This is a genomic window from Rhizobium sp. NLR10b, from assembly GCF_019685435.1.
In the GTDB taxonomy this organism is placed as follows: domain Bacteria; phylum Pseudomonadota; class Alphaproteobacteria; order Rhizobiales; family Rhizobiaceae; genus Rhizobium.
In genome coordinates this window covers 173,147-192,772 of sequence record NZ_JABDWV010000009.1, presented here as the reverse complement: position 1 = coordinate 192,772, position 19,626 = coordinate 173,147, and the positions used below count along the sequence as shown (strand labels likewise).

18 protein-coding genes are annotated in these 19,626 nt (G+C 62.9%); 7 read left to right on the top strand and 11 right to left on the bottom strand.

Translation table 11 applies throughout. The annotated features are described in order from the left end of the window. Positions 1 to 208 precede the first annotated feature (208 nt). Together HJB91_RS16965 and tam are read left to right on the top strand one after the other, a co-directional pair. Complete coding sequence (locus HJB91_RS16965) at positions 209 to 1,489, top strand: hemolysin family protein (RefSeq protein WP_210628652.1); 1,281 nt, start codon at positions 209 to 211, stop codon at positions 1,487 to 1,489. Positions 1,490 to 1,563: 74 nt separating this feature from the next. Then, complete coding sequence (gene tam / locus HJB91_RS16960; RefSeq protein ID WP_221146845.1) at positions 1,564 to 2,334, top strand: trans-aconitate 2-methyltransferase; 771 nt, start codon at positions 1,564 to 1,566, stop codon at positions 2,332 to 2,334. A gap of 125 nt (positions 2,335 to 2,459) precedes the next feature. On the opposite strand, the gene HJB91_RS16955 is transcribed toward tam, so the two are convergent. The 7 genes from HJB91_RS16955 to speB all read right to left on the bottom strand — a co-directional run bounded on the left by HJB91_RS16955 (position 2,460) and on the right by speB (position 9,758). Continuing rightward, positions 2,460 to 3,479 (bottom strand): Ldh family oxidoreductase, encoded by a 1,020-nt coding sequence (locus HJB91_RS16955; protein WP_259669915.1) that lies wholly within the window; start codon positions 3,477 to 3,479, stop codon positions 2,460 to 2,462. 14 nt (positions 3,480 to 3,493) lie between these two features. Next, a complete protein-coding gene (locus HJB91_RS16950; RefSeq protein WP_221155511.1) occupies positions 3,494 to 4,624 on the bottom strand; it encodes an alpha-hydroxy acid oxidase in 1,131 nt (376 codons plus the stop codon). Between the two features lie 141 nt (positions 4,625 to 4,765). After that, positions 4,766 to 5,563 carry an ABC transporter permease gene (locus HJB91_RS16945; RefSeq protein ID WP_210628656.1) on the bottom strand — a complete coding sequence of 266 codons (798 nt, stop codon included), beginning with the start codon at positions 5,561 to 5,563 and terminating at the stop codon, positions 4,766 to 4,768. Further along, the gene (locus HJB91_RS16940; protein ID WP_210628657.1) at positions 5,560 to 6,417 is read right to left on the bottom strand and encodes an ABC transporter permease; all 858 of its coding nucleotides are present in this window, start codon (positions 6,415 to 6,417) and stop codon (positions 5,560 to 5,562) included. The genes HJB91_RS16945 and HJB91_RS16940 overlap by 4 nt, the downstream gene beginning before the upstream one ends. Beyond that, positions 6,414 to 7,448 (bottom strand): ABC transporter ATP-binding protein, encoded by a 1,035-nt coding sequence (locus HJB91_RS16935; protein WP_210628658.1) that lies wholly within the window; start codon positions 7,446 to 7,448, stop codon positions 6,414 to 6,416. Before HJB91_RS16935 ends, HJB91_RS16940 begins: the two co-directional genes overlap by 4 nt. A gap of 60 nt (positions 7,449 to 7,508) precedes the next feature. Then, positions 7,509 to 8,591, bottom strand: coding sequence for a PotD/PotF family extracellular solute-binding protein (locus HJB91_RS16930; protein ID WP_210628659.1), 1,083 nt, complete (start codon positions 8,589 to 8,591; stop codon positions 7,509 to 7,511). A 108-nt stretch (positions 8,592 to 8,699) separates the two neighbouring features. Beyond that, on the bottom strand, positions 8,700 to 9,758 hold the full coding sequence (speB, locus tag HJB91_RS16925) for an agmatinase (RefSeq protein ID WP_221146841.1): 1,059 nt from the start codon (positions 9,756 to 9,758) through the stop codon (positions 8,700 to 8,702). Positions 9,759 to 9,930: 172 nt separating this feature from the next. Between speB and HJB91_RS16920 the strand changes: the two genes are divergently transcribed. Next, positions 9,931 to 10,809, top strand: coding sequence for a LysR substrate-binding domain-containing protein (locus tag HJB91_RS16920; protein WP_210628661.1), 879 nt, complete (start codon positions 9,931 to 9,933; stop codon positions 10,807 to 10,809). Positions 10,810 to 10,980: 171 nt separating this feature from the next. Further along, positions 10,981 to 12,498: a glucose-6-phosphate dehydrogenase gene (gene zwf, locus HJB91_RS16915; protein WP_221155508.1), complete on the top strand. Its 1,518-nt coding sequence runs from the start codon at positions 10,981 to 10,983 to the stop codon at positions 12,496 to 12,498. A gap of 12 nt (positions 12,499 to 12,510) precedes the next feature. Here the strand turns inward: zwf and HJB91_RS16910 are convergent, their stop codons facing one another. The 3 genes from HJB91_RS16910 to HJB91_RS16900 form a co-directional block, all read right to left on the bottom strand. Further along, the gene (locus tag HJB91_RS16910) at positions 12,511 to 12,828 is read right to left on the bottom strand and encodes a hypothetical protein (RefSeq protein WP_210628663.1); all 318 of its coding nucleotides are present in this window, start codon (positions 12,826 to 12,828) and stop codon (positions 12,511 to 12,513) included. 120 nt (positions 12,829 to 12,948) lie between these two features. Further along, on the bottom strand, positions 12,949 to 13,404 hold the full coding sequence (locus tag HJB91_RS16905) for an NUDIX hydrolase (RefSeq protein ID WP_221146838.1): 456 nt from the start codon (positions 13,402 to 13,404) through the stop codon (positions 12,949 to 12,951). 76 nt (positions 13,405 to 13,480) lie between these two features. After that, the gene (locus tag HJB91_RS16900; RefSeq protein WP_221155500.1) at positions 13,481 to 13,873 is read right to left on the bottom strand and encodes a hypothetical protein; all 393 of its coding nucleotides are present in this window, start codon (positions 13,871 to 13,873) and stop codon (positions 13,481 to 13,483) included. 203 nt (positions 13,874 to 14,076) lie between these two features. Here HJB91_RS16900 and HJB91_RS16895 point away from each other — a divergent pair, with 203 nt between their 5' ends. Next, positions 14,077 to 15,633, top strand: coding sequence for a helicase HerA-like C-terminal domain-containing protein (locus HJB91_RS16895; protein WP_210628666.1), 1,557 nt, complete (start codon positions 14,077 to 14,079; stop codon positions 15,631 to 15,633). Positions 15,634 to 15,801: 168 nt separating this feature from the next. Here HJB91_RS16895 and HJB91_RS16890 read toward each other — a convergent pair whose 3' ends face one another. Beyond that, positions 15,802 to 15,996 carry a hypothetical protein gene (locus HJB91_RS16890; protein WP_221155498.1) on the bottom strand — a complete coding sequence of 65 codons (195 nt, stop codon included), beginning with the start codon at positions 15,994 to 15,996 and terminating at the stop codon, positions 15,802 to 15,804. Between HJB91_RS16890 and HJB91_RS16885 the strand changes: the two genes are divergently transcribed. Further along, a complete protein-coding gene (locus HJB91_RS16885) occupies positions 15,995 to 17,587 on the top strand; it encodes an ABC-F family ATP-binding cassette domain-containing protein (protein WP_221155496.1) in 1,593 nt (530 codons plus the stop codon). The genes HJB91_RS16890 and HJB91_RS16885 overlap by 2 nt on opposite strands. Positions 17,588 to 17,975: 388 nt before the next feature. After that, a complete protein-coding gene (locus HJB91_RS16880) occupies positions 17,976 to 19,496 on the top strand; it encodes an ABC-F family ATP-binding cassette domain-containing protein (RefSeq protein WP_221155494.1) in 1,521 nt (506 codons plus the stop codon). Positions 19,497 to 19,626 lie beyond the last annotated feature (130 nt).

Below are 19,626 nucleotides of genomic sequence, written 5' to 3'. Positions count from 1 at the left end.
CAGTACACGCTCCGCCCGCTCAAACCGGAAAGCCGCCGCAGAAGATGCTGGCGCCTGTCGTAGACAGTGTGACGAAGTCTGCCTGGCCTTGCATCCAGCCGAGCTCACAGAAAGCTTTGCCGATGGGTGATGCGCATATATAGCGTCTCTGCGAAGCTTCCGCCGCCTCGCCTTATGCGGCATCAAAACCTCAACGAATAGGGTCCCTGTGTTTCTGGAAATTGGAATTGTGGCGTTTCTCACCATCTTGAATGGTGTGCTCGCCATGTCTGAGCTCGCCGTCGTGTCTTCTCGAACGGCCCGCCTGAAGGTTCTCTCCGAAAATGGGAGCAAAGGTGCAGCTCAAGCCATCAAACTTGCCGAAAACCCCGGTCGCTTTCTCTCCACGGTTCAGATCGGCATCACGCTTGTCGGTGTTCTCTCCGGCGCTTTCTCAGGCGCAACACTCGGCGGTCGCCTGACGACATGGCTGGAGGCGCAGGGGATGTCATCGACGGCTGCCGACGCCATCGGCGTCGGTTTCGTCGTCGTGGCGATCACCTATCTTTCCCTGATCGTCGGCGAACTTGTTCCAAAGCAGATCGCATTGCGGGAACCCGAAGCGGTTGCGGCGAGGGTCGCACCCGCCATGGCGCTGCTTTCAAAGATTGCGCTGCCTCTCGTCTGGCTTCTGAACGCCTCGGGAAATCTTGTGCTCAAGCTGCTGGGCCAGACAGGAAAAGTGGGCGACAACGTCTCTGACGAAGAGATCAAGACGGTTCTGGCCGAGGCGCAATCGGCGGGCGTCATCGAAAGCGAGGAGTCCGCGATGATCTCGGGCGTCATGCGGCTGGCGGACCGCACCGCCCGGGCGCTGATGACGCCGCGACGGGACGTCGAAATTATCGATATCGACGACAGCCTCGATGAAATCCGGGCGCAGCTGCACCGGACGAAGCGGTCTCGATTGCCGGTTCGCAAAGGCAGTTCGGACGAGGTGATCGGCATCCTTCCGGTGAAGGACTTCTACGATTCGATGTCCGAACACGGCAGCGCCGATATCAAGGCTCTGACGCAGGACGTCCCGGTCGTTTCAGACCTTGCAACCGCGACCAGCGTGATTGAGGCGATCAGGAAATCGCCTGTTCACATGGTGCTGGTGTTTGACGAATACGGCCATTTCGAAGGGATTGTCTCGTCCGGCGACATTCTGGAAGCGATCATGGGCGCGCTCCAGGAGGGGCCGGTCGAGGAGCAGGCGATCGCTCGCCGAGACGATGGTTCCTATCTCGTCTCCGGCTGGGCGCCGATCGATGAATTCGCCGAGTTCCTGAACCTCAAGCTCGACGACGATCTCGAATATCAGACCGTGGCCGGCCTGGTGTTGGAGGAGCTGAAACATCTGCCGGAATTGGGGGAGAGCTTCACAAGGGATGGGTGGCGCTTCGAGGTCGTCGATCTCGACGGCAGGCGCGTGGACAAGATCCTTGTGTCTGAAGTTCGCGACTGAGTTCGACGGGCGCAACAACGACACGATTCGCATCCGCCACAGGAAGACGTGGCCCGACATCAGGAGGTATCGCCATGGCATGGTCCGCCAGCCAGTATGTGAAGTTCGAGGACGAGCGCACGCGGCCGGCGCGCGATCTTCTGGCGCAGGTGCCGCTGCAGAACCTTCGCCGCGCCGTCGACCTCGGCTGCGGGCCGGGCAATTCGACCGAACTCATCATCAAGCGTTATGGGGCTGCCGGCGTCTCCGGCCTCGACAGCGACATCAACATGCTGGAGACGGCCCGCAAGCGGCTTCCCGGCACCGCCTTCGTCGAGGCGGATCTTGGCAGCTGGCAGCCGACGGAGCCTGCCGACCTGCTCTTTGCCAATGCCGTCTTCCAGTGGCTGCCCGATCACCTCGACATTTTCGAGCGGCTGATGGACGGGCTTGCCGAAGGCGGCGTTCTTGCCGTGCAGATGCCCGACAATCTCGGTGAACCCTCACATCTGGCGATGGAAGAAACTGCCAATGCCGGCCCCTGGAAAGTTGCATTCGAGGCAAAGAGCGTGCGCCGCAGGCCCCTGCCCGCGCCGTCGGCCTATTACAACAGGCTGATCGCCAAGGCCTCGCGCGTCGATATCTGGCACACCATCTACAATCACCCGATGGCCGATGCGGCAGCGATCGTCGAATGGGTCAAGGGAACCGGGTTGATGCCCTATCTCGCCCGTGCCGGCGCAGAGCATCGCGAGGCATTCCTCGCCGATTACCTCGCGCGGGTCGAACAGACCCATCCTAAGCTGGCGGACGGGCGGGTGCTGCTCAGATTTCCGCGGCTTTTCATTGTGGCGGTGAAGAAATGACCGGCTGCGCCCGGCATGCTCTTCGCACTCTTGCGCTCACAGTCCGCAGGGATTGCACATGAGGTTCCGACGTCGGTGGATCTCTCGTTGCCCCGAAACCGCTGCACATTTCCGAACGACGTGCTTTATTTAACGGCGGCCAGTCCGCCAGCCAGCAGCGCGTCCAGTTGGGCGAGTTCGGCTGCAGTCAGGCTGATCCCTTCAGCTTCCGATTTCATGCGCGCGGCGAAGCGGCGCTGCGATGGCAGCCGAGCGCCTTGTCCGACGATCGTTTCGAAGAGGATTTCGGCGCGCGCGAACGGATCGCCGGGGCGGCCCCTGGCGAAGGTTTCGGGTGACATTGCAATGATCAGTTCGCCATGGAACGGCGCCAAGGTCGTCGTTCCGAGATAGTCTAGAACCTCGGGGCTGGTAAGATCGCCGATCATGATGCCGGCGAGCAGCTCTATCATGGTGGCGATGGCGGACCCCTTGTGGCCGCCAAAAGGCATCATTGCGCCTTCGAGCGCGGCAACCGGGTCAGTGGTGGGATTGCCGGCAGCGTCGATCGCCCAACCTTCCGGCAGTTGCTTGCCAGCGCGGCGGTGCAGTTCAATCTCACCGCGCGCCGCCACCGACGTGGCAAAATCGAACACGTAGGGCGGTTGGTCTTTGCGAGGCCAGCCGAAGGCGAATGGATTGGTGCCGAGCAGAGGCTTGCTGCCTCCGGATGGGGCAACCGTCGCATAGCTCGGGCACATCACCAATGCTGCAAGGCCGTGCGCGGTCAGTGCCTCGACCTCGGGCCACAGGGCCGAGAAGTGCGAGCAATCGTTGATGACCATGGCGGCGATACCAAGCCGCCTGGCGCGTTCCGCGAGTACGGGTACGCCGAGTTCAAACGCCGCACTGGCGAAACCGCCCTGCGCGTCGACCCTGACGATCGCGCTGCCGTCATCCGGCGCAAGGACAGGAGCGGCATCGGGCTTCACCTTGCCCGCCTTCACCGTGCGCAACGCCCCCTCGATGCGGTAAATTCCGTGCGATTTGCAGGCATCGCGCTCGCCGGCCACGATGACATGGCCCAAAGCCGCCGCCTGCACCTTGTTCAATCCTGCGCGCTCGAAGATCGCAACGATTCGATTTTGCAGGGCTTCGATGCTCATCGTAACGGCTTCAGTCACGCAATTCTCCATCCGAGATCAAGTTCTTTCGCCGCCCTGCCTTTCGGCCGCCACCGGCTCGATGGCAAGTCTTCGACCGTCCTGCAGCCCAGTTGCGCCATCGTTGCCGTCAGTTCGGCTTTCAGGACGTTCATCAAATGATCGCCGCCGCGACGCCCGATGGCGGCGGAAGCAAACAGGAATGGGCGGCCGATCAGGACAAAATCGGCGCCGAGCGCCAGCATCCGGGCGATATCGGGGCCGGAGCGCACGCCGCCGTCTGCGAGCAGCAGGGTCTTGGGGCCAAGTCGTGCGCGGATTTCACCGATGACCTCCGCCGCAGACGGCGCGGCGTCGAGCTGCCGTCCCCCATGATTTGAGAGGATCAGACCATCGCCGCCCAAGGACATATATTCCTCCGCTTCTTCGGGGTGAAGCACACCCTTGACCAGGATCTTGCCTGGCCACGCGTCTCGGATTTTCTTGAAGCGCTCGCGGGTGACGTGACCCGTCATCACCCTGCCGACAAATTGGGCCGCTGCGGCAAGGCTCGAGCCCTTCGGGTAGTAAGGCGAGAGATTGGCGAAGTCGGGAACCCCGTTTTGCAGAATGCCCATTGCCCATGACGGCCGCATCGCCACCTGCGTGATCGTTGAAAAGTCAAAGACCGGCGGAATGGTCAAACCATTGCGGATGTCGCGCTCGCGCCGGGCGGACGCTGGAATGTCGACAGTCACGACAAGAACGTCGTAGCCCGCTCTGCGCGCCCGATCCACCATGTCGTCTTCCATGGCGGGATCGTTCGGTGGATAGAACTGGAACCAAGTGTGATGACCGCCTGCAGGACGGATCGTCTCAAGCGAGGTGTTGGCGAAAGTGCTCAGGATATAGGGAAGGTTATGCTGCCTGGCAGCCTGTGCGAGCGGCAGCTCGGACCCGGGCCACAGGAGGCCGGCCAGCCCAAGCGGCGCGACGGCAAATGGCGCGTCGAAACGATGGCCGAACAGGCTTGCGCCAGTATCGGGCTCGTCGGCGTCGGCGAGGTAGCTCGGCATAAGCACCACCTCTTCCAGGGCCGCCAGATTGCGCCGCACGGAAGCTTCGCGCCCGAGTCCGCCGACGAGGTAGTCCCAGGCGAAACGCGGCATGCGTCTTTGCGCGGCCTTTTTCATGTCGGCGACGCAGGGAAAACGTCGTTCTAGCGCTAGGTCCATCTCGGGTGCTTCGATGTTCAGGAGGAAGGAACGGCTGATCGTCCTGGCGTTCCCTGGCGGGACTGGTTGCTTCGATCAGGGCTCGTTGGACGTCATCGCGCCAAGCAGTTTCGGCAGGTCGCCGAAGCGTGCGACCAGACTGAAGACAATCGCTGCCGTCGCCACGAACAGGATCGTCACCGCCGCCATGGTCGGCGTGTAGCCGTAACGCAGCGAATTGAAGATCTTGATCGGCAGCGTTTCCAGCGTGAAACCGACCGTCATGTAGGCAACGATGTATTCGTTAAGCGACAGAACAAAGGCAAACGCGTAGCCCGATACGATGTACGGCGAGATCAGTGGCAGAACGACGGTTCGGAACACCGTGCGGTCGTCGCCTCCCAGGGTCGAGGCGGCCTCTACCAGCGAGCGGTCGATCGCCGAAAAGCCGAGCGAAATGGTCACCAGCGGCAGCGTGACGAAGAAGATGGCGTGGCCGATCATCGCCGTCCAGGGTTGCCCGTAGAATCCGGTCGTGGCCCAGAAAGTCAGCAGGCCGAGCGCCGTGATGACCGGTGGCAAGGTAAAGGGCGCCACGCCGAGCAACTGGAAGATATTGGCCCAGGGCGCGTAGCGGCGCCAGAGGAACCAGGCGAGCGGCAGGGCGATCAGCACTGCCAGCGCCGCCGACGAGAGCGCCAGCAGAAGCGACGCGATCAGCGCATTGCGCCATTCCATGTCGAGAAATATCTGACCGTACCAGCCGAGCGAGAAACCTTGCGGCGGGAAGGTGAGGCTCTGCCTTGCGTTGACCGAGACGCCGGCGACGACGATCAGCGGCAAAGCGAGAAACAGTCCGACAATCACGAAAAGAACGTTGCGGAGAATGGTCATTTGCTCGCCCCTCCGTGGCGGCCAACGAGCAAGGTGAGCGCTACAAGGGCCAGTGTGACCAACACCAGGAAAACCGCCATGGCAGCCGCGAAGGGCATATTCGATTGATAGATCGCCTGGTCGGTAATGTGCACGGAAAGCGTCCAGTGCTGCGGGCGGCCGAGCAGTTGCGGCAACAGATAGGATCCGAGCGCGAAAATGAAGACCATGATCAGCGTGGCGACGATCGTATCGCGCAGCGCTGGCACGACAACCGTGAAGAAGGCCTTGACCGGCGAAGCGCCGAGCGTGCGCGCGGCCTCCGAAAGCGTCGGATCAAGCCGCACCAGCGCGGGGTAGAGGACCAGGACCGTGTAGGGGAAGGCCTGATAGACCATGCCTGTGACAACGGCCCCGATGCTCGGCGTCAGGGCGACGGCCTGCTGCATGAGGCCGAGCCATACAAACAGGTTGGTGATGCCGGCCGTGCGCGAAAACAGCGTCGACCAGGCGAAACCGATGATGACCTCAGACAGGGACAGGATCGAAAGAAGTGCGACCAACCAGGCCACCTGGGTGCTCCGCTTCATGCGGATCAGCAGATATGTGAAAGGCAGGGCCAGAACGACACAGGTCGCGGCCACCGCGACCGCGAGGAGCAGGGAAAAGCTGAGCACTCCGCCGAAGAAGGCTGAGAGGAAGCGGACATAATTGTCGAAGACGAAATCCGGCGTGTAGAAGCCGCCCTGCTGGCGTTTGAAGAAGCTGACGGAAATCATCGTGCCGAAAGGCACGACGAAGAAGACGATCAGCATGATCGCCGGGAAGGCTAGCGGGGCATAGTCGCCAAGCGTCTGCGGGGCTTCGCGTCTCATTGCTCGAGCACCACACAGTCCCTGTCGGTGAGCGCAATGCCCACCGTCTGGCCCACCGCCACGTCAGGGCGCTCGCGCGGCGTCGAGACCGCAATGAACTGCTGACCGCCGACATTGACAAAGGTTTCGACGACGCCGCCGAGATCGCGCACAAAGGTGACCTCGCCCGTCAGTGCGCCGGCCTCGGGCGGGCCCAGGCGCACGTCTTCCGGCCGGATTGAGAGTGTGGCGCGCTCGATCCCTGCCGACAGCGACAGGGCCGCGACCGGCTGCCCCAATATGCTGACCGCGCCGCCCTCCCGCCTGGCCTCGACCAGGTTTGTCTGGCCAATGAAATCCGCGACGAAGCTGTCTGCCGGTCTACGATAAATCTCGGTCGGCGACGCTGCCTGGCGGATCTGACCGCCGTTCATGACCACAACCGTATCGGCCATGGTCATCGCCTCGCGCTGGTCATGCGTGACGGCGATCGTGGTGATGCCGAGCCTCTGATGAAGCTGGCGAAGCTCCACCTGCATGGCTTCGCGCAGCTTCGCATCAAGCGCCGACAGCGGCTCGTCGAGCAGAAAGAGTTTCGGAGAAATCGCCAGTGCCCTTGCGATTGCGACGCGCTGCCGCTGGCCACCGGAAAGTTTCGACACGGCGCGATCAGCGTAGCCCGGCAAATAGATCATCGCCAACAGCTCTTCGACGCGCTTCGCCTGTTCGTCTTTCGGACGGCCGCGAATGCGCAGTGGATAGGCGATATTCTCGCCAACCGTCAGGTGCGGGAACAGCGCCAGCGACTGGAACACCATGCCAAGCTCGCGCTGGTGCGTCGGCGTCCTGGTGATGTCTTTCCCGTTGAGCGTGATGCGGCCCGAGGTCGGCAGATCGAGACCTGCTATCATGCGCAGCAAGGTCGTCTTGCCGCAGCCGGAGGGGCCGAGCAGACAGACGAATGCCCCGTGCGGCACCGTCAGGTCGACATTGTCGACGGCGCGAATGACGCTGAAGTCCTTGACGATATTCTGAAGCGTGAGTCCCGACATATGCCTCTTCCCAACTGAAAGGCAGGCCTGCGAACGAGGCCTGCGAAAGCACGATTAGTCTCAGCTGGCGATCATTTCCGTCCACTTCTCATTCAGCCAGTCGGCCTTGGAGGTGTACATGTCGTAGTGCGGGATGATCGGTTCGATGTCGGAGGAAACCGCCGCAAATTCCTTCTCGTTCAGGTCGGTCGTTTCGCGCTTGACCGTTGGCGACGTGCCTACCTTGCGTGACAGCACGGCTTGGATGGACGGCTGGCACATATAGTCGATGAAGATATGGGCCTCTTCCGTCTTTTGCGACGCCTTCGACAGCGCCCACGAGCCTGCGTCCTGAATGCCGCCCTCTTTCGGGAAGGTCGAGCGAACGGGCTGGCCGTCCGCGGCGGCGAGGCCGGTCACGTCGTGGTAATATTGTCCCATCGGGATCTCACCCGACTTCAGCGCCTGCTCGAACTGCGCTTCGTCGCGATACCACAGGCGGACATTCGGCTTCAGCTCGGCCAGCTTGGCGAACACCTTGAGGATGTTCTCCTCAGTGTCGAGCGCCTGGGCGCCGCCGAAATAGGTCTTTGCCGTCACGTCGAGCAGGAAGGAGTTGGAGACGAGCGCCAGCAGGCCGAGCTTGTCGGCATTGGCCGGGTCCCAAAGCGCTGTCCAGCTGGCCGGCGCTTCCTTGTAAACATCGGTGTTGGTGACCAGGGTGATGAACCATGAGACCGCGCCGATCCCGGCGACGCGGCCATCCGGGTATTTGTTGATGAAGCGCTCGAGCAGGTTGCTGGAATTCTTGATCTTGGCGAGGTCGAGCGGAGCCCAGAGCTCTATGGCCTGACCCTTGCGCATCGCCACCTGCGACATCATCGAAACGTCAGCCGGCGCCTGACCTGCTTGGGCTGCCTGCTGCATCTGCACCAGCCAGGCCTCGCCGGTCGGCTCTGCGACGGATTCGACCGCGATGCCGGTCGCCTTGGTGAACTCCGGAAAGATGTTCTTGTCGAACGAGTTCTTGAAGTAGCCGCCATAAACACCGACCTTCAGCGACTTGGCTTGAGCGCGCAGCACATTGGGCATCGCCAACATGGCTACACCAGCACCTATGCCGACACCGAGCACGGTGCGGCGGTTCATTGTCAACTTCGTCATGATCTTTCTCCTCAACGATGCGGCACCGCCGCTACCCTCTTTCAGTTTATTCGAGGCCTTTGCAGCCTTCTTGTCATTCCGGGCCGCCTTGAGCTGCGGCCAAGGCCATCAGGCGGCGCGGCGGATTGCCGGGCTGAACGCCATCAGGCTCAATATCTCGAACAGCATCTGCGCGCCGGCATGGGCCGTGTTGGTGGTGGCGTCATACTGCGGCGCGACCTCGACGACATCGCCGCCGACCAGGTTCACGCCCTTGAAGCCGCGGACAAGCTCCAGCGCCTCGCGGGTGGTGAAGCCGCCAATCTCCGGCGTGCCCGTGCCCGGCGCGAAAGACGGATCGAGGCTGTCGATGTCGAAGGAAAGATAGGTCGGCCCGTCGCCGATGATGGCCTTGGCCTTTTCGATGATCGCAGGGATGCCCATCGCCGAGATCTCCTCGGCATGGATCACCGTCATGCCCGAGGCATAAGAAAACTCCCAGAGATATTCGGCCGAGCCACGAATGCCGATCTGAATCACGCGCGTCGGATCGAGCACACCGTCCAGCACCGCGTTGCGGAATGGGCCGCCATGGTGAAATTTGGTCAGATCGTAAGCACCGCCGGTGTCGCAGTGGGCGTCAATATGAATCATGCCGACTGGCCGCTCCTTGCCGACGGCCCGCAGAATCGGATGGGTGATCGAGTGGTCGCCGCCTACCGAGAGTGGCAGCACGCCTGCCGCCACGATCTGCGCCACGCGTTTTTCGATATCCTCGTGCGACAATTCCAACCTGTACCGGCTCTGAAACGCCACGTCGCCAATGTCTGCCACGCGCAGTTCCTGAACCGGCGCGCAGCCCAGCACATGATTGTAGGGCCCGATCCGCTCTATGGCGCGCAGCGCCCGCGGCCCGAAGCGCGAGCCCGGGCGGTTCGTTACCCCCAGATCCATCGGCACGCCGAGGAGCGCCACCTGCAAGTCCCCGAAATCCGGGTTGTCGTTGTCGATCTGCATGAGCGGGGCGGAGAGGAATGTCGGAATGCCCGAATAGGGCGCAAGGCGGGTGCCGCTCTTGTTGAAGATCTTCTCGGCCACCCTGCGGAACTCAGGATCGTGCAACTCACCGCCGTGGCTGTCGCCATACCTGGTTCGGAGTTCGGAAAGCTTGGTTTCATTCCAGGACATGACGGCCATCCTAACGGTTACGATGCTGCGATCAGGGTAGCAGGTCGGTCCTCGGCTGCAGCTCTGCGGCAGGGGCCGATGGCTTCTTCCACTGATTGAACGGCAAGCTCACTGGAAAATCAATTGATATTAATATACGGTTTCATGCGAATTTTTCTCACAGGTTGTCGCCATGACCAGCCGTCTTCCGCCCCTCAACCCGCTACGCGCCTTCGAGGCCACTGCCCGCCATGGATCGGTTTCCGCCGCGGGCCGCGAATTGAATGTCACGCACGGTGCGATCAGCCATCAGATACGCACATTGGAGGAGTCGCTTGGCGTGCGCCTGTTCGAGCGCGGCGGCAAATGGCTGAAGCTGACAAGTCAGGGCGCGTTGTTGATGCCGGTCGTCTCCAATGCATTTTCGGATATCGCTGCAGCGAAGGCGGCGATGACCCGGCCCGCGACCGGCGGCACGCTGCGAGTGACTTGTGTTGCGGCAGTGCTGTCACTCTGGCTGATTCCGCGGCTACAGGAGTTCACCGATCAGTACCCCGACATCCTGCTTGACTTGCGCGCCTCGAACGACCCGAACAATCTGAGCTCCCCGAATGTCGACCTGTGCATTCTTTACGGCGGCGGCAACTGGCCCAATTATTGGTCGCGCCTCTGGAGCCGGATGGAGCTCTTCCCTGTCGTCAGCCCAGCCCTCATGAACCGGCGCCCGCTACGCTCCCTGCGCGATTTGCGTGACCATATGCTCCTGCACGCTGATCGCGGCAATGAGTGGAACACCTGGCTCACCGCGGCCGGGGTTGCGATGCCGGCACGCCAACACATGATGAGCGACGCGCGCCTGTCGATCGAGGCTGCGATACACGGTCATGGCATTGCGCTCGGCGATAACATCACCACCGCGCACATGATCGCGCGTGGCGAGCTGATCGCGCCGTTCGACCTTACGGTTCCGGCCAACGACGCGGTCTATGTGGCCTGCCGAACCGAAGCTCACGCAACGCCAATCGTCCGCGTCTTCATCGACTGGTTCTACGCTTCGCTCGCCCGCAACTGAGCATGCCTTGGGGCTGAGCGCCAACTGTAACATCGCCACACCTTTTGCATACGACCGGGCCACAGCACCTGCCCGCTCCAAATATTGTCAAATGCCTGTTACCCCTCGCCGCCCAGGTTGCGGCGAAACCGGCAGGCATTATAGTCGGCCGCAAAATCTCGGAGGTGAGACATGCACGCTGCCCCTACCCCGCCGGTCACCCTCGTCATCTTCGGCGCCACCGGCGATCTGACGCGCCGACTCCTGGTGCCGGCGATCATCAACCTGACGCGTCAGCGCCTCGTCGGCGAGGATCTCAATATCCTCGGCATCGGCATCGAAACGGGTGACGACGAATTCCTGCGCGGCCGGCTCGATGCCTTCCTCGAGCATCTGAACGGCGAGGAGCAGACGGTTAAGGACGAGGCCTGGGAGAGCCTGCGCCGGCGGATTTCCTATATGTCGGGCGATTTCACCAAGGAGGATGTTTTCCTCGAGATCGGCAAGCGGCTGGGGCCGAACGCCAATGCCGCCTTCTATCTGGCGGTGCCGCCATCCTTCTTCGGCACGATCATCGAGAAGCTTGGCGCTCATGGGCTGACCGATGAAAGCGAGGGCGTCTTCCGCCGCGTGGCCATCGAGAAGCCGTTCGGGACCGATCTCGCCTCTGCCCGGGCGCTCAATGCGCAGATCCTCGCGCAGATCGACGAAAGCCAAGTTTACCGGCTCGATCATTTCCTCGGCAAGGAGACGGTGCAGAACCTGATGACGGCGCGTTTCGCCAACATGATCATCGAGTCCCTATGGAACAGTCGCTATATCGACCATGTGCAGATCACCGCCGCCGAGATCGTCGATGTCGGCAGCCGCGGCAAATTCTACGATGCCACGGGGGCGCTGCGCGACATGGTGCCGAACCATCTGTTCCAGCTCTTGGCGATGATCGCCATGGAGCCGCCGAACAGCTTCGATGCCGAGGCGATCCGCAACGAGAAGAGCAAGGTGCTGAAGGCGCTGCGCATCTATACGCCCGAGGAGGCAAAGACGCATGGCGTGCGCGGCGCCTATGCGGCCGGCCCGCTCAACGGCGTCGAGCTTCCGGCCTATCGCGACAGCAAGGACGTCTCACCCGACAGCCGGACCGAGACTTTCGTGGCACTGAAGCTCTATGCCGATACCTGGCGGTGGGCGGGTGTGCCCTTCTACCTCAGAACCGGCAAGGCAATGACGGCGCGCGACACCGAGATCGTCATCACCTTCCAGCCGGTGCCCTTCGCGCAGTTTCGCGAGACCGAGGTCGATCGCCGCCTGCCGCCCAACCGGCTGGTGATCCAGGTGCAGCCGGACGAGGGCATGAGCATGGAAATCTCGATCAAATCGCCCGGGCTTTCCGTCGATACGACGCCAGTGTCGCTCGACTTCCGCTATGCCGACAAGTTCGATATCGGCAAGACCACCGGTTATGAATCGCTGCTCTACGATCTCTTCATCGGCGACCAGACGCTATTCCAGCGCGCCGACGGCATTGAGGCCGGCTGGGCGGCGGTGCAGCCTTTCCTCGACGTCTGGAGCAAGGACCCGAGCACGCCCGAAGCTTACGCGCCGGGTAGCATGGGACCGGCCTGCGCCGACGCGCTCATCGAGCGCGACGGACTCAAATGGCATGAACTCGGCGTCATCCTGCACCGCGACGGCAAGAACAGCAAATAGAGCCTGCCTGGATCATTGACCTTGGCTGCATGCGGGGCTGACGGAGGCGCCGCTATTGCCACCTTGCGTGGCAAGCGCTCCGCGGGCCTTGCGGGGCGGACAGCGCGCCCAGTCGACGCGACCGCTCGGAGCGCCGTTATCGACACTGCCGGTTTCGATCGAGTCGAGCGGGATGACCAGCCCGGTCTGCGGCTCGGCGCCCGGCGCGGTGCCGAGCGGCGGCGTGCCGTCAAAGCGGCCGCTGGCATCCATGCCCATGTTCGATTGGGCAAGAACCGGGCCGGAGAGGCTGAGGAGAGCGATCGACGTTGCTGCAATGAACCTGCGCATGATGCTGTTCCTTCTAATGTCGGCAATGCGGCAGAAACAGCCATTCTACGCCCCTTGTTCCCTATCGGGCAGGCCCGGGCGATCAAAGTTTGGCGAGCAGATTAAAAACCTCCCCAAGCCTCAATCACGCCAGCGCGACAGCACCCTCTCGAGGCCTGTCGGATAGAGATCGAGGCCGGCATCACGCAGCATGTCGCGGCCGAACCAGCGTGCCGTCGCCGCCGTCTCGTCCAGCTCGGAATAGCGGATTTCGTCACGATCGTAGAGGGCATTGTCGGCCAACTCGATATCGGCGGCGAAGATGAATTCGTGGCCGATTGCGCCATGGTGTTCGAAGATGTTTTCGAGAAGATGCCAGGGGCCGACGATGCGGATATCCGTCTCGAGCTCCTCCCGGATTTCGCGGTGCAGGGCTTGTTCGCGTGTCTCGCCGAATTCGATCGAGCCGCCGAGCGGGCGAACGCCCTTGATGCGGCCGCTGTCATCTTCCACTTCTGCAGCGAGCAACCGGTTCTCTCGCCAGGCAAGGCCGATCACTTTCACCCTGATCTGCTGCGGCGGGCGCCAGACGGTCATGCGGCTCTCCTTCGGGCGCGGACGAATAGAAAAGCCTCGCAGCGAATACGGCGAGGCTCCTATGTTCGGCCATCGCTCAGACGAACTGGCTGAGCCCCGGAACGGAAGCGACGACTTCGTCGACGACCTCTTCGCCGGCATATTGCTTGGCAATCGCGATGGTTTCCTTGGCGAGCGAGGTGATCTCGCCCATGCCGAGGCCCTGGCCCATCAGCTGCTGACCGAGACCCATGATGCCGCCGCCGCCGAGCGAGCTCATCAACCCTCCAAGCAGGCCGCCGCCGCCGGCGCCTGCGCCATTGAACTGGGCGACGAGATCGGCCCCGCCAGGAATCGCCTCGATCATCCGCGCCACCGGACCGTCGGCGGCCTCGCGCTGCAGGAAGCCGAGCATCATGCCGAGCGCCTTCTCCGCCTGCTCGGGGGAAATACCCACGCGATCGGCGATATCAGTCACAATTTCGTTCATCGTCAGCCTCCTGTTATTTTTTGACGTTAACGTCAACGTTATTCGAGAATCGACTGCAACTCAAGCCAGCGGTTTCGCTTCCCATGCAAACAGTTGTCCGCATCTGCCTGCCTGCTTATAACAGGGAAACGATGGTTCGATGAAGGCCGCGGACGCCGGACCTTCTCGACAAATGGCGGCAGCGCCGAAGGGAGCATTTGGGGATGATCGAGGACGGCAAGATTTTCATCGGCGCAAGCCGCAATCCCGACGACAGCATCAACAAGCCGGAATATCTTGACCTGAAATTCGGCAACCGCCACGGCCTCGTCACCGGCGCCACCGGCACCGGCAAGACGGTGACGCTGCAGGTGCTGGCGGAAGGCTTCTCCCGGGCCGGCGTGCCGGTCTTTGCGGCCGATATCAAGGGCGATCTTTCCGGCATCGGCGCCAGGGGAGAGCCGAAGGATTTCCTCACCAAGCGTGCCGAACAGATCGGTTTTGCCGATTATGAATTCGACCAGTTTCCGGTGATTTTCTGGGATCTGTTCGGGCTGAAGGGCCACCGGGTGCGCACCACCGTCGCCGAGATGGGCCCGCTGCTGCTCGCCCGGCTGATGGATGCCAGCGAGCCGCAGGAAGGCGTCATCAACATCGCCTTCAAGATCGCCGACCAGGCCGGGCTGCCGCTGCTCGATCTCAAGGATTTCACCTCACTGCTCAACTATATGGGCGAGAACGCCAGCGAGCTTTCCAGCCAGTACGGCCTGATCTCCAAAGCCTCGGTCGGCTCGATCCAGCGGGCGCTGCTGGTGCTCGAACAGCAGGGCGCGGAGCACTTCTTCGGCGAGCCGGCACTGAAGATTTCCGACATCATGCGCACCAGCAACAATGGCTACGGCCAGATTTCGGTGCTTGCCGCCGACAGACTGATGATGAATCCGCGGCTCTACGCCACCTTCCTGCTCTGGCTGCTGTCGGAGCTCTTCGAGGAACTGCCGGAGGTCGGCGATCCGGAAAAGCCGAGGCTCGTCTTCTTCTTCGACGAAGCGCATCTGCTCTTCAACGACGCGCCGAAGGTTCTCGTCGAACGCGTCGAGCAGGTGGTGCGGCTGATCCGCTCCAAAGGCGTCGGCGTCTATTTCGTGACGCAGAACCCGCTCGACGTGCCGGAAACAGTGCTTGCCCAGCTCGGCAACCGCGTCCAGCATGCGCTGCGCGCCTATTCGCCGCGTGAGCAGAAGGCGGTGAAGACGGCCGCCGACACCTTCCGCCCGAACCCGGCCTTCGATTGCGCCACCGTCATCACCACTCTCGGCACCGGCGAGGCGCTGGTCTCGACACTGGAGGCCAAAGGCGCGCCGTCCATCGTCGAGCGGACGCTGATCCGCCCCCCGTCGGGCCGCGTCGGCCCACTGAGCGATGGCGAACGCCAGCAGGTCATGGACAAGAGCCCGGTTCTCGGCGTCTATGACGAGGACGTGGACCGGGAATCCGCCTTCGAAATGCTGACGGCGCGCGCCAAAAAGGCGGCGGAAGCCGAGGCCGCCAAGCGAGCACAGGAAGAAGCGGCAGAGCAGCCGGGCACGACTTCCGGCTGGAGCCTGCCGGGCTTCGGCGATGACGACAACCGCCAGGGCCGCGGCCAATCGCGCGGCAGGTCTTCCGGCTACCAGCGCGAAACGGTGGTGGAAGCGGCAATGAAGAGCGTCGCCCGCACGGTCGCCACCCAGGTCGGCCGGGCATTGGTGCGGGGGATCCTAGGGAGCTTGAAGCGGTAGGCGTTTTGCGCGGCGGCGCGCTTGAGCCCTTCATCCGCCTGCCGACACCGACCGTGTCGAGCCACTGGTCTCGACCCGTCCTTCGGAAGCCGCAAACGGGGCGAAGGGACCATACCGCGACCTATCCATTCCCCACCAGTCTCTCGCAGGGCACGTCCCCTCTCCCCGTCAGAAACGGGAGAGGGTGAGGGGCATCGGCACGGTTTGCCGGAGAGAATGCAGAATCGCCGCTTTACCTTGAACTTTCGGCCTTTCTTTCCTAAATTGCCCGGCATCGACCATTTCAACAGGATGTGTGCCGCAATGGATCTCAACCCGATCGCAATGCCAGTTCGCCTTGCCAACGGGGAAATCCATATCCATGCCTGCCTCCATCACTCTCTCGCAAATCTCCTGGGCCACGCCTGACGGGCGGCCGCTTTTTTCCGATCTCGACCTCAGTTTCGGCAGGGACCGCAGCGGTCTCGTCGGACGCAACGGCGTCGGCAAAACGACGCTGCTGAAGCTCGTCTCCGGTCAGATCCAACCTCAGTCGGGGACGGTTTCAGTCAGTGGCAGTCTCGGCGTGCTGCGCCAGAGCGTCCAGGTCACGCCTAGCGAAACCATTGCCGATCTCTTCGGCGCGGCCGGGGCGCTCCCGCTTCTTCGGCGTGCCGAAGCCGGCGCGGCAACGGCCGACGAGCTTGCTTCGGCGGACTGGACGCTGGAGGCGCGGATCGCCGCCGCGCTCAACCGGACGGGGCTCGACGCGGAGCCGCAGACGCCGCTTGCCGTACTCTCTGGCGGGCAGCGCACACGCGCCGCTCTTGCCGCGCTTATCTTCAGCGAGCCGGACTTCCTGCTGCTCGACGAACCGACAAACAATCTCGACCGCGAAGGCCGCAACGCGGTGATCACGCTGATTTCAGGCTGGCGGGCCGGCGCGGTCATCGTCAGCCATGATCGGGAATTGCTCGATAGCGTCGATCAGATTGTCGAGCTGACCTCGCTCGGCGCGACACGCTACGGCGGCAACTGGAGCCATTATCGCGAGCGCAAGGCGCTTGAGCTGGCCGCCGCCCGGCATGATCTTGCCGATGCCGAAAGACGCATGACGGAGGTGGCCAGGAAGGCACAGGCGAACGTCGAGCGTCAGGCACAGAGAGACAGCGCCGGGCGGAAGATGGCCGCCAAGGGCGGCATCCCGCGCATCATGCTCGGCGGCATGAAGGAGCGGAGCGAAACCACCGGCGGCGACAATGCCCGTCTTGCCGAACGACGGCGCGCCCAGGCCCTTGAAGAGGCCAAGGCGGCGCGCGAGAAGATCGAGATCCTCCAGCCGCTGCAGGTTAGCTTGCCGCCGACGGGGCTGCCGGCCAGCAAGATCGTGCTGAAGATCGACGGCGTGACGGCAGGTTACCGGCCTGATCAACCCATCATCGACGATCTCTCCTTCGACGTGACCGGACCGGAACGTATCGCCGTCACCGGGCCGAACGGCTCGGGCAAGACGACGCTGCTCGCGCTCATCACCGGCGAGCTGAATGCCTGGTCCGGCACGGTTGCGGTGATGACCGGTTTCGCGATGCTCGACCAGGAGATCGGCCTACTCGATCCATCGGCCTCGATCCGCGACAATTTTCGCCGAATCAATCCGCAAGCCGATGAAAACACCTGCCGGGCCGCGCTCGCCCGCTTCATGTTCAGAGCGGATGCGGCATTGCAGACGGTTTCGACCCTCAGCGGCGGCCAATTGCTGCGGGCCGGTCTTGCCTGCACGCTCGGCGCCGCACCGCCGCCGCTGCTGATCCTGGACGAGCCGACCAACCATCTCGATATCGACTCGATATCTGCCGTCGAGGCGGGGCTCAGCGCCTATGACGGGGCGCTGATCGTCGTCAGCCACGACGAGACGTTTCTCGAAACCATCGGCATAACGCGGCGCCTGGATTTGCCGGGCCCGCGATGCGGGTAGGTGATTTCAGCGGGCAGCAGTGCTCTCCGCCAGCGGCACCTTCCATTCCCTACCCCCGCTTATGAGAGCGCGGCCTCCTCCAACCTCCCTTGCCTCCTTTTGTCGGCAATGGTATTTCCATCCTGCAACCCTTTCGAGAAAGGAGGATCACGCTATGCAGTATTATTTCCGGCATCATCGCCAGCGTGGTCCAGTCAACGCCCTGCAAATGCGTTTGCAGGGCTGACCAGAGACGCTTTCACTCTCTTCCTGGTCTGCCCTTCGTGGCCGATGCGCCGCCGTCGGATGACTGCGCGCATTCCTCTCATTCCCGGGCCCGCAAGACGCAATCCGTGATGGCCTGACGCCACCGATTGCGCCCGCCCCCGGCCAGGACCAGAGAACGAACATGACCCTCATCAATATCCGCAATCTCGGCGTGACGCTCGCCAATCGGCTATTTTCCAACCTCAATCTCGTCGTCAATGCAGGCGACCGCATCGGTCTCGTCGCCGCCAACGGCCGCGGGAAATCCACCCTGCTTGCCTGCATCAACGGCGCGTTGGAGCCGAGCGCGGGCGAGATCACCAAGGCGCGTGGGCTGACGATCGGCCATGTCGCGCAGAATGTGCCGACCGCCCTTTTCGACACGCCGTTCCATGATGCGGTGCTGCAGGCGCTGCCGGCCGATCAGGCCGAAAGCGAGAGCTGGCGCGTCGATGTCGTGCTGGAATCGCTGGAGGTGCCGGAAGTCATGCGCAGCCGGCCGCTGAAGCAATTGAGCGGCGGCTGGCAGCGGCTGGCGATGCTTGCGCGCAGCTGGGTCAGCGAGCCCGACGTGCTGCTGCTCGACGAACCGACCAACCATCTCGACCTCGAAAAGATCGCGCAGCTGGAAAGCTGGCTGAATGCGCTGCCGCGCGAGGTGCCGGTCATCCTCTCCAGCCACGACCGCGCCTTCCTCGATGCGACGACGAACAGGACGCTGTTCCTGCGGCCGGAGCAATCGCCGGTCTTCGCGCTCCCCTATAGCAGAGCACGCGCCGCCCTCGACAAGATCGACGCTTCCGAGGCGCGGCGTTACGAGCGCGACATGAAGGCGGCCGAGCAATTACGCAAGCAGGCGGCCAAGCTCAACAATATTGGCATCAATTCCGGCAGCGACCTGCTGGTCGTCAAGACGAAGCAGCTGAAGCAGCGGGCGGAGAAGCTGGAGGACGCGGCAAAACCGGCCCATCTCGAGCGCTCGGCCGGCGCCATCCGGCTTTCCAACCGCGGCACGCATGCCAAGGTGCTGATGACGTTCGACGACGCGGCGGTGACGACGCCGGACGGGACGCTGCTGTTCAAGACCGGCCGCCAATTCATCTGCCAGGGAGACCGCATCGTGCTCCTCGGCCTCAACGGCGCCGGCAAATCACGGCTGGTGTCGATGCTGAAACAAGCGATCGACAGACCCGAGGCCGGGCAGAATGGAATCAAGGCGACGCCGTCGCTGGTTCTCGGCTATGGCGATCAGGCGCTGGCCGATCTTGCCGACAAGGATACGCCGATCGGCACGATCATCCGCCGCTTCGATGTCGGCGACCAGCGGGCGCGGGCACTGCTCGCCGGAGCCGGCATGACGATCGACATGCAGTCAAAGCCGATCGGCCAGCTTTCCGGCGGCCAGAAGGCGCGGCTCGGCATGCTGGTGCTCAGGCTGACGGAGCCGAATTTCTATCTGCTCGACGAGCCCACCAACCATCTCGATATCGAGGGACAGGAAGCGCTGGAAAACGAGCTGATGGCGCATGAAGCGAGTTGTCTGCTGGTCTCGCACGACCGCAGCTTCGTGCGGGCGGTTGGAAACCGCTTCTGGTTGATCGAGAAGAAGCGGCTGGTGGAGGTGGAGAGCCCGGAGGGGGTTTTTGCTTCTGTGGCAGTGTGACAAGCTTTTGAGGTCTGGCGTCCGTAGCCCAAAGCGTTTCAGGCGCAAGCCCCTCAGCCCAGCCCTCTCTCCGTTCTGACGGGGAGAGGGGACGTGCCATAAGAGAGGTCGCGTGAAACGGAGAGCTTGC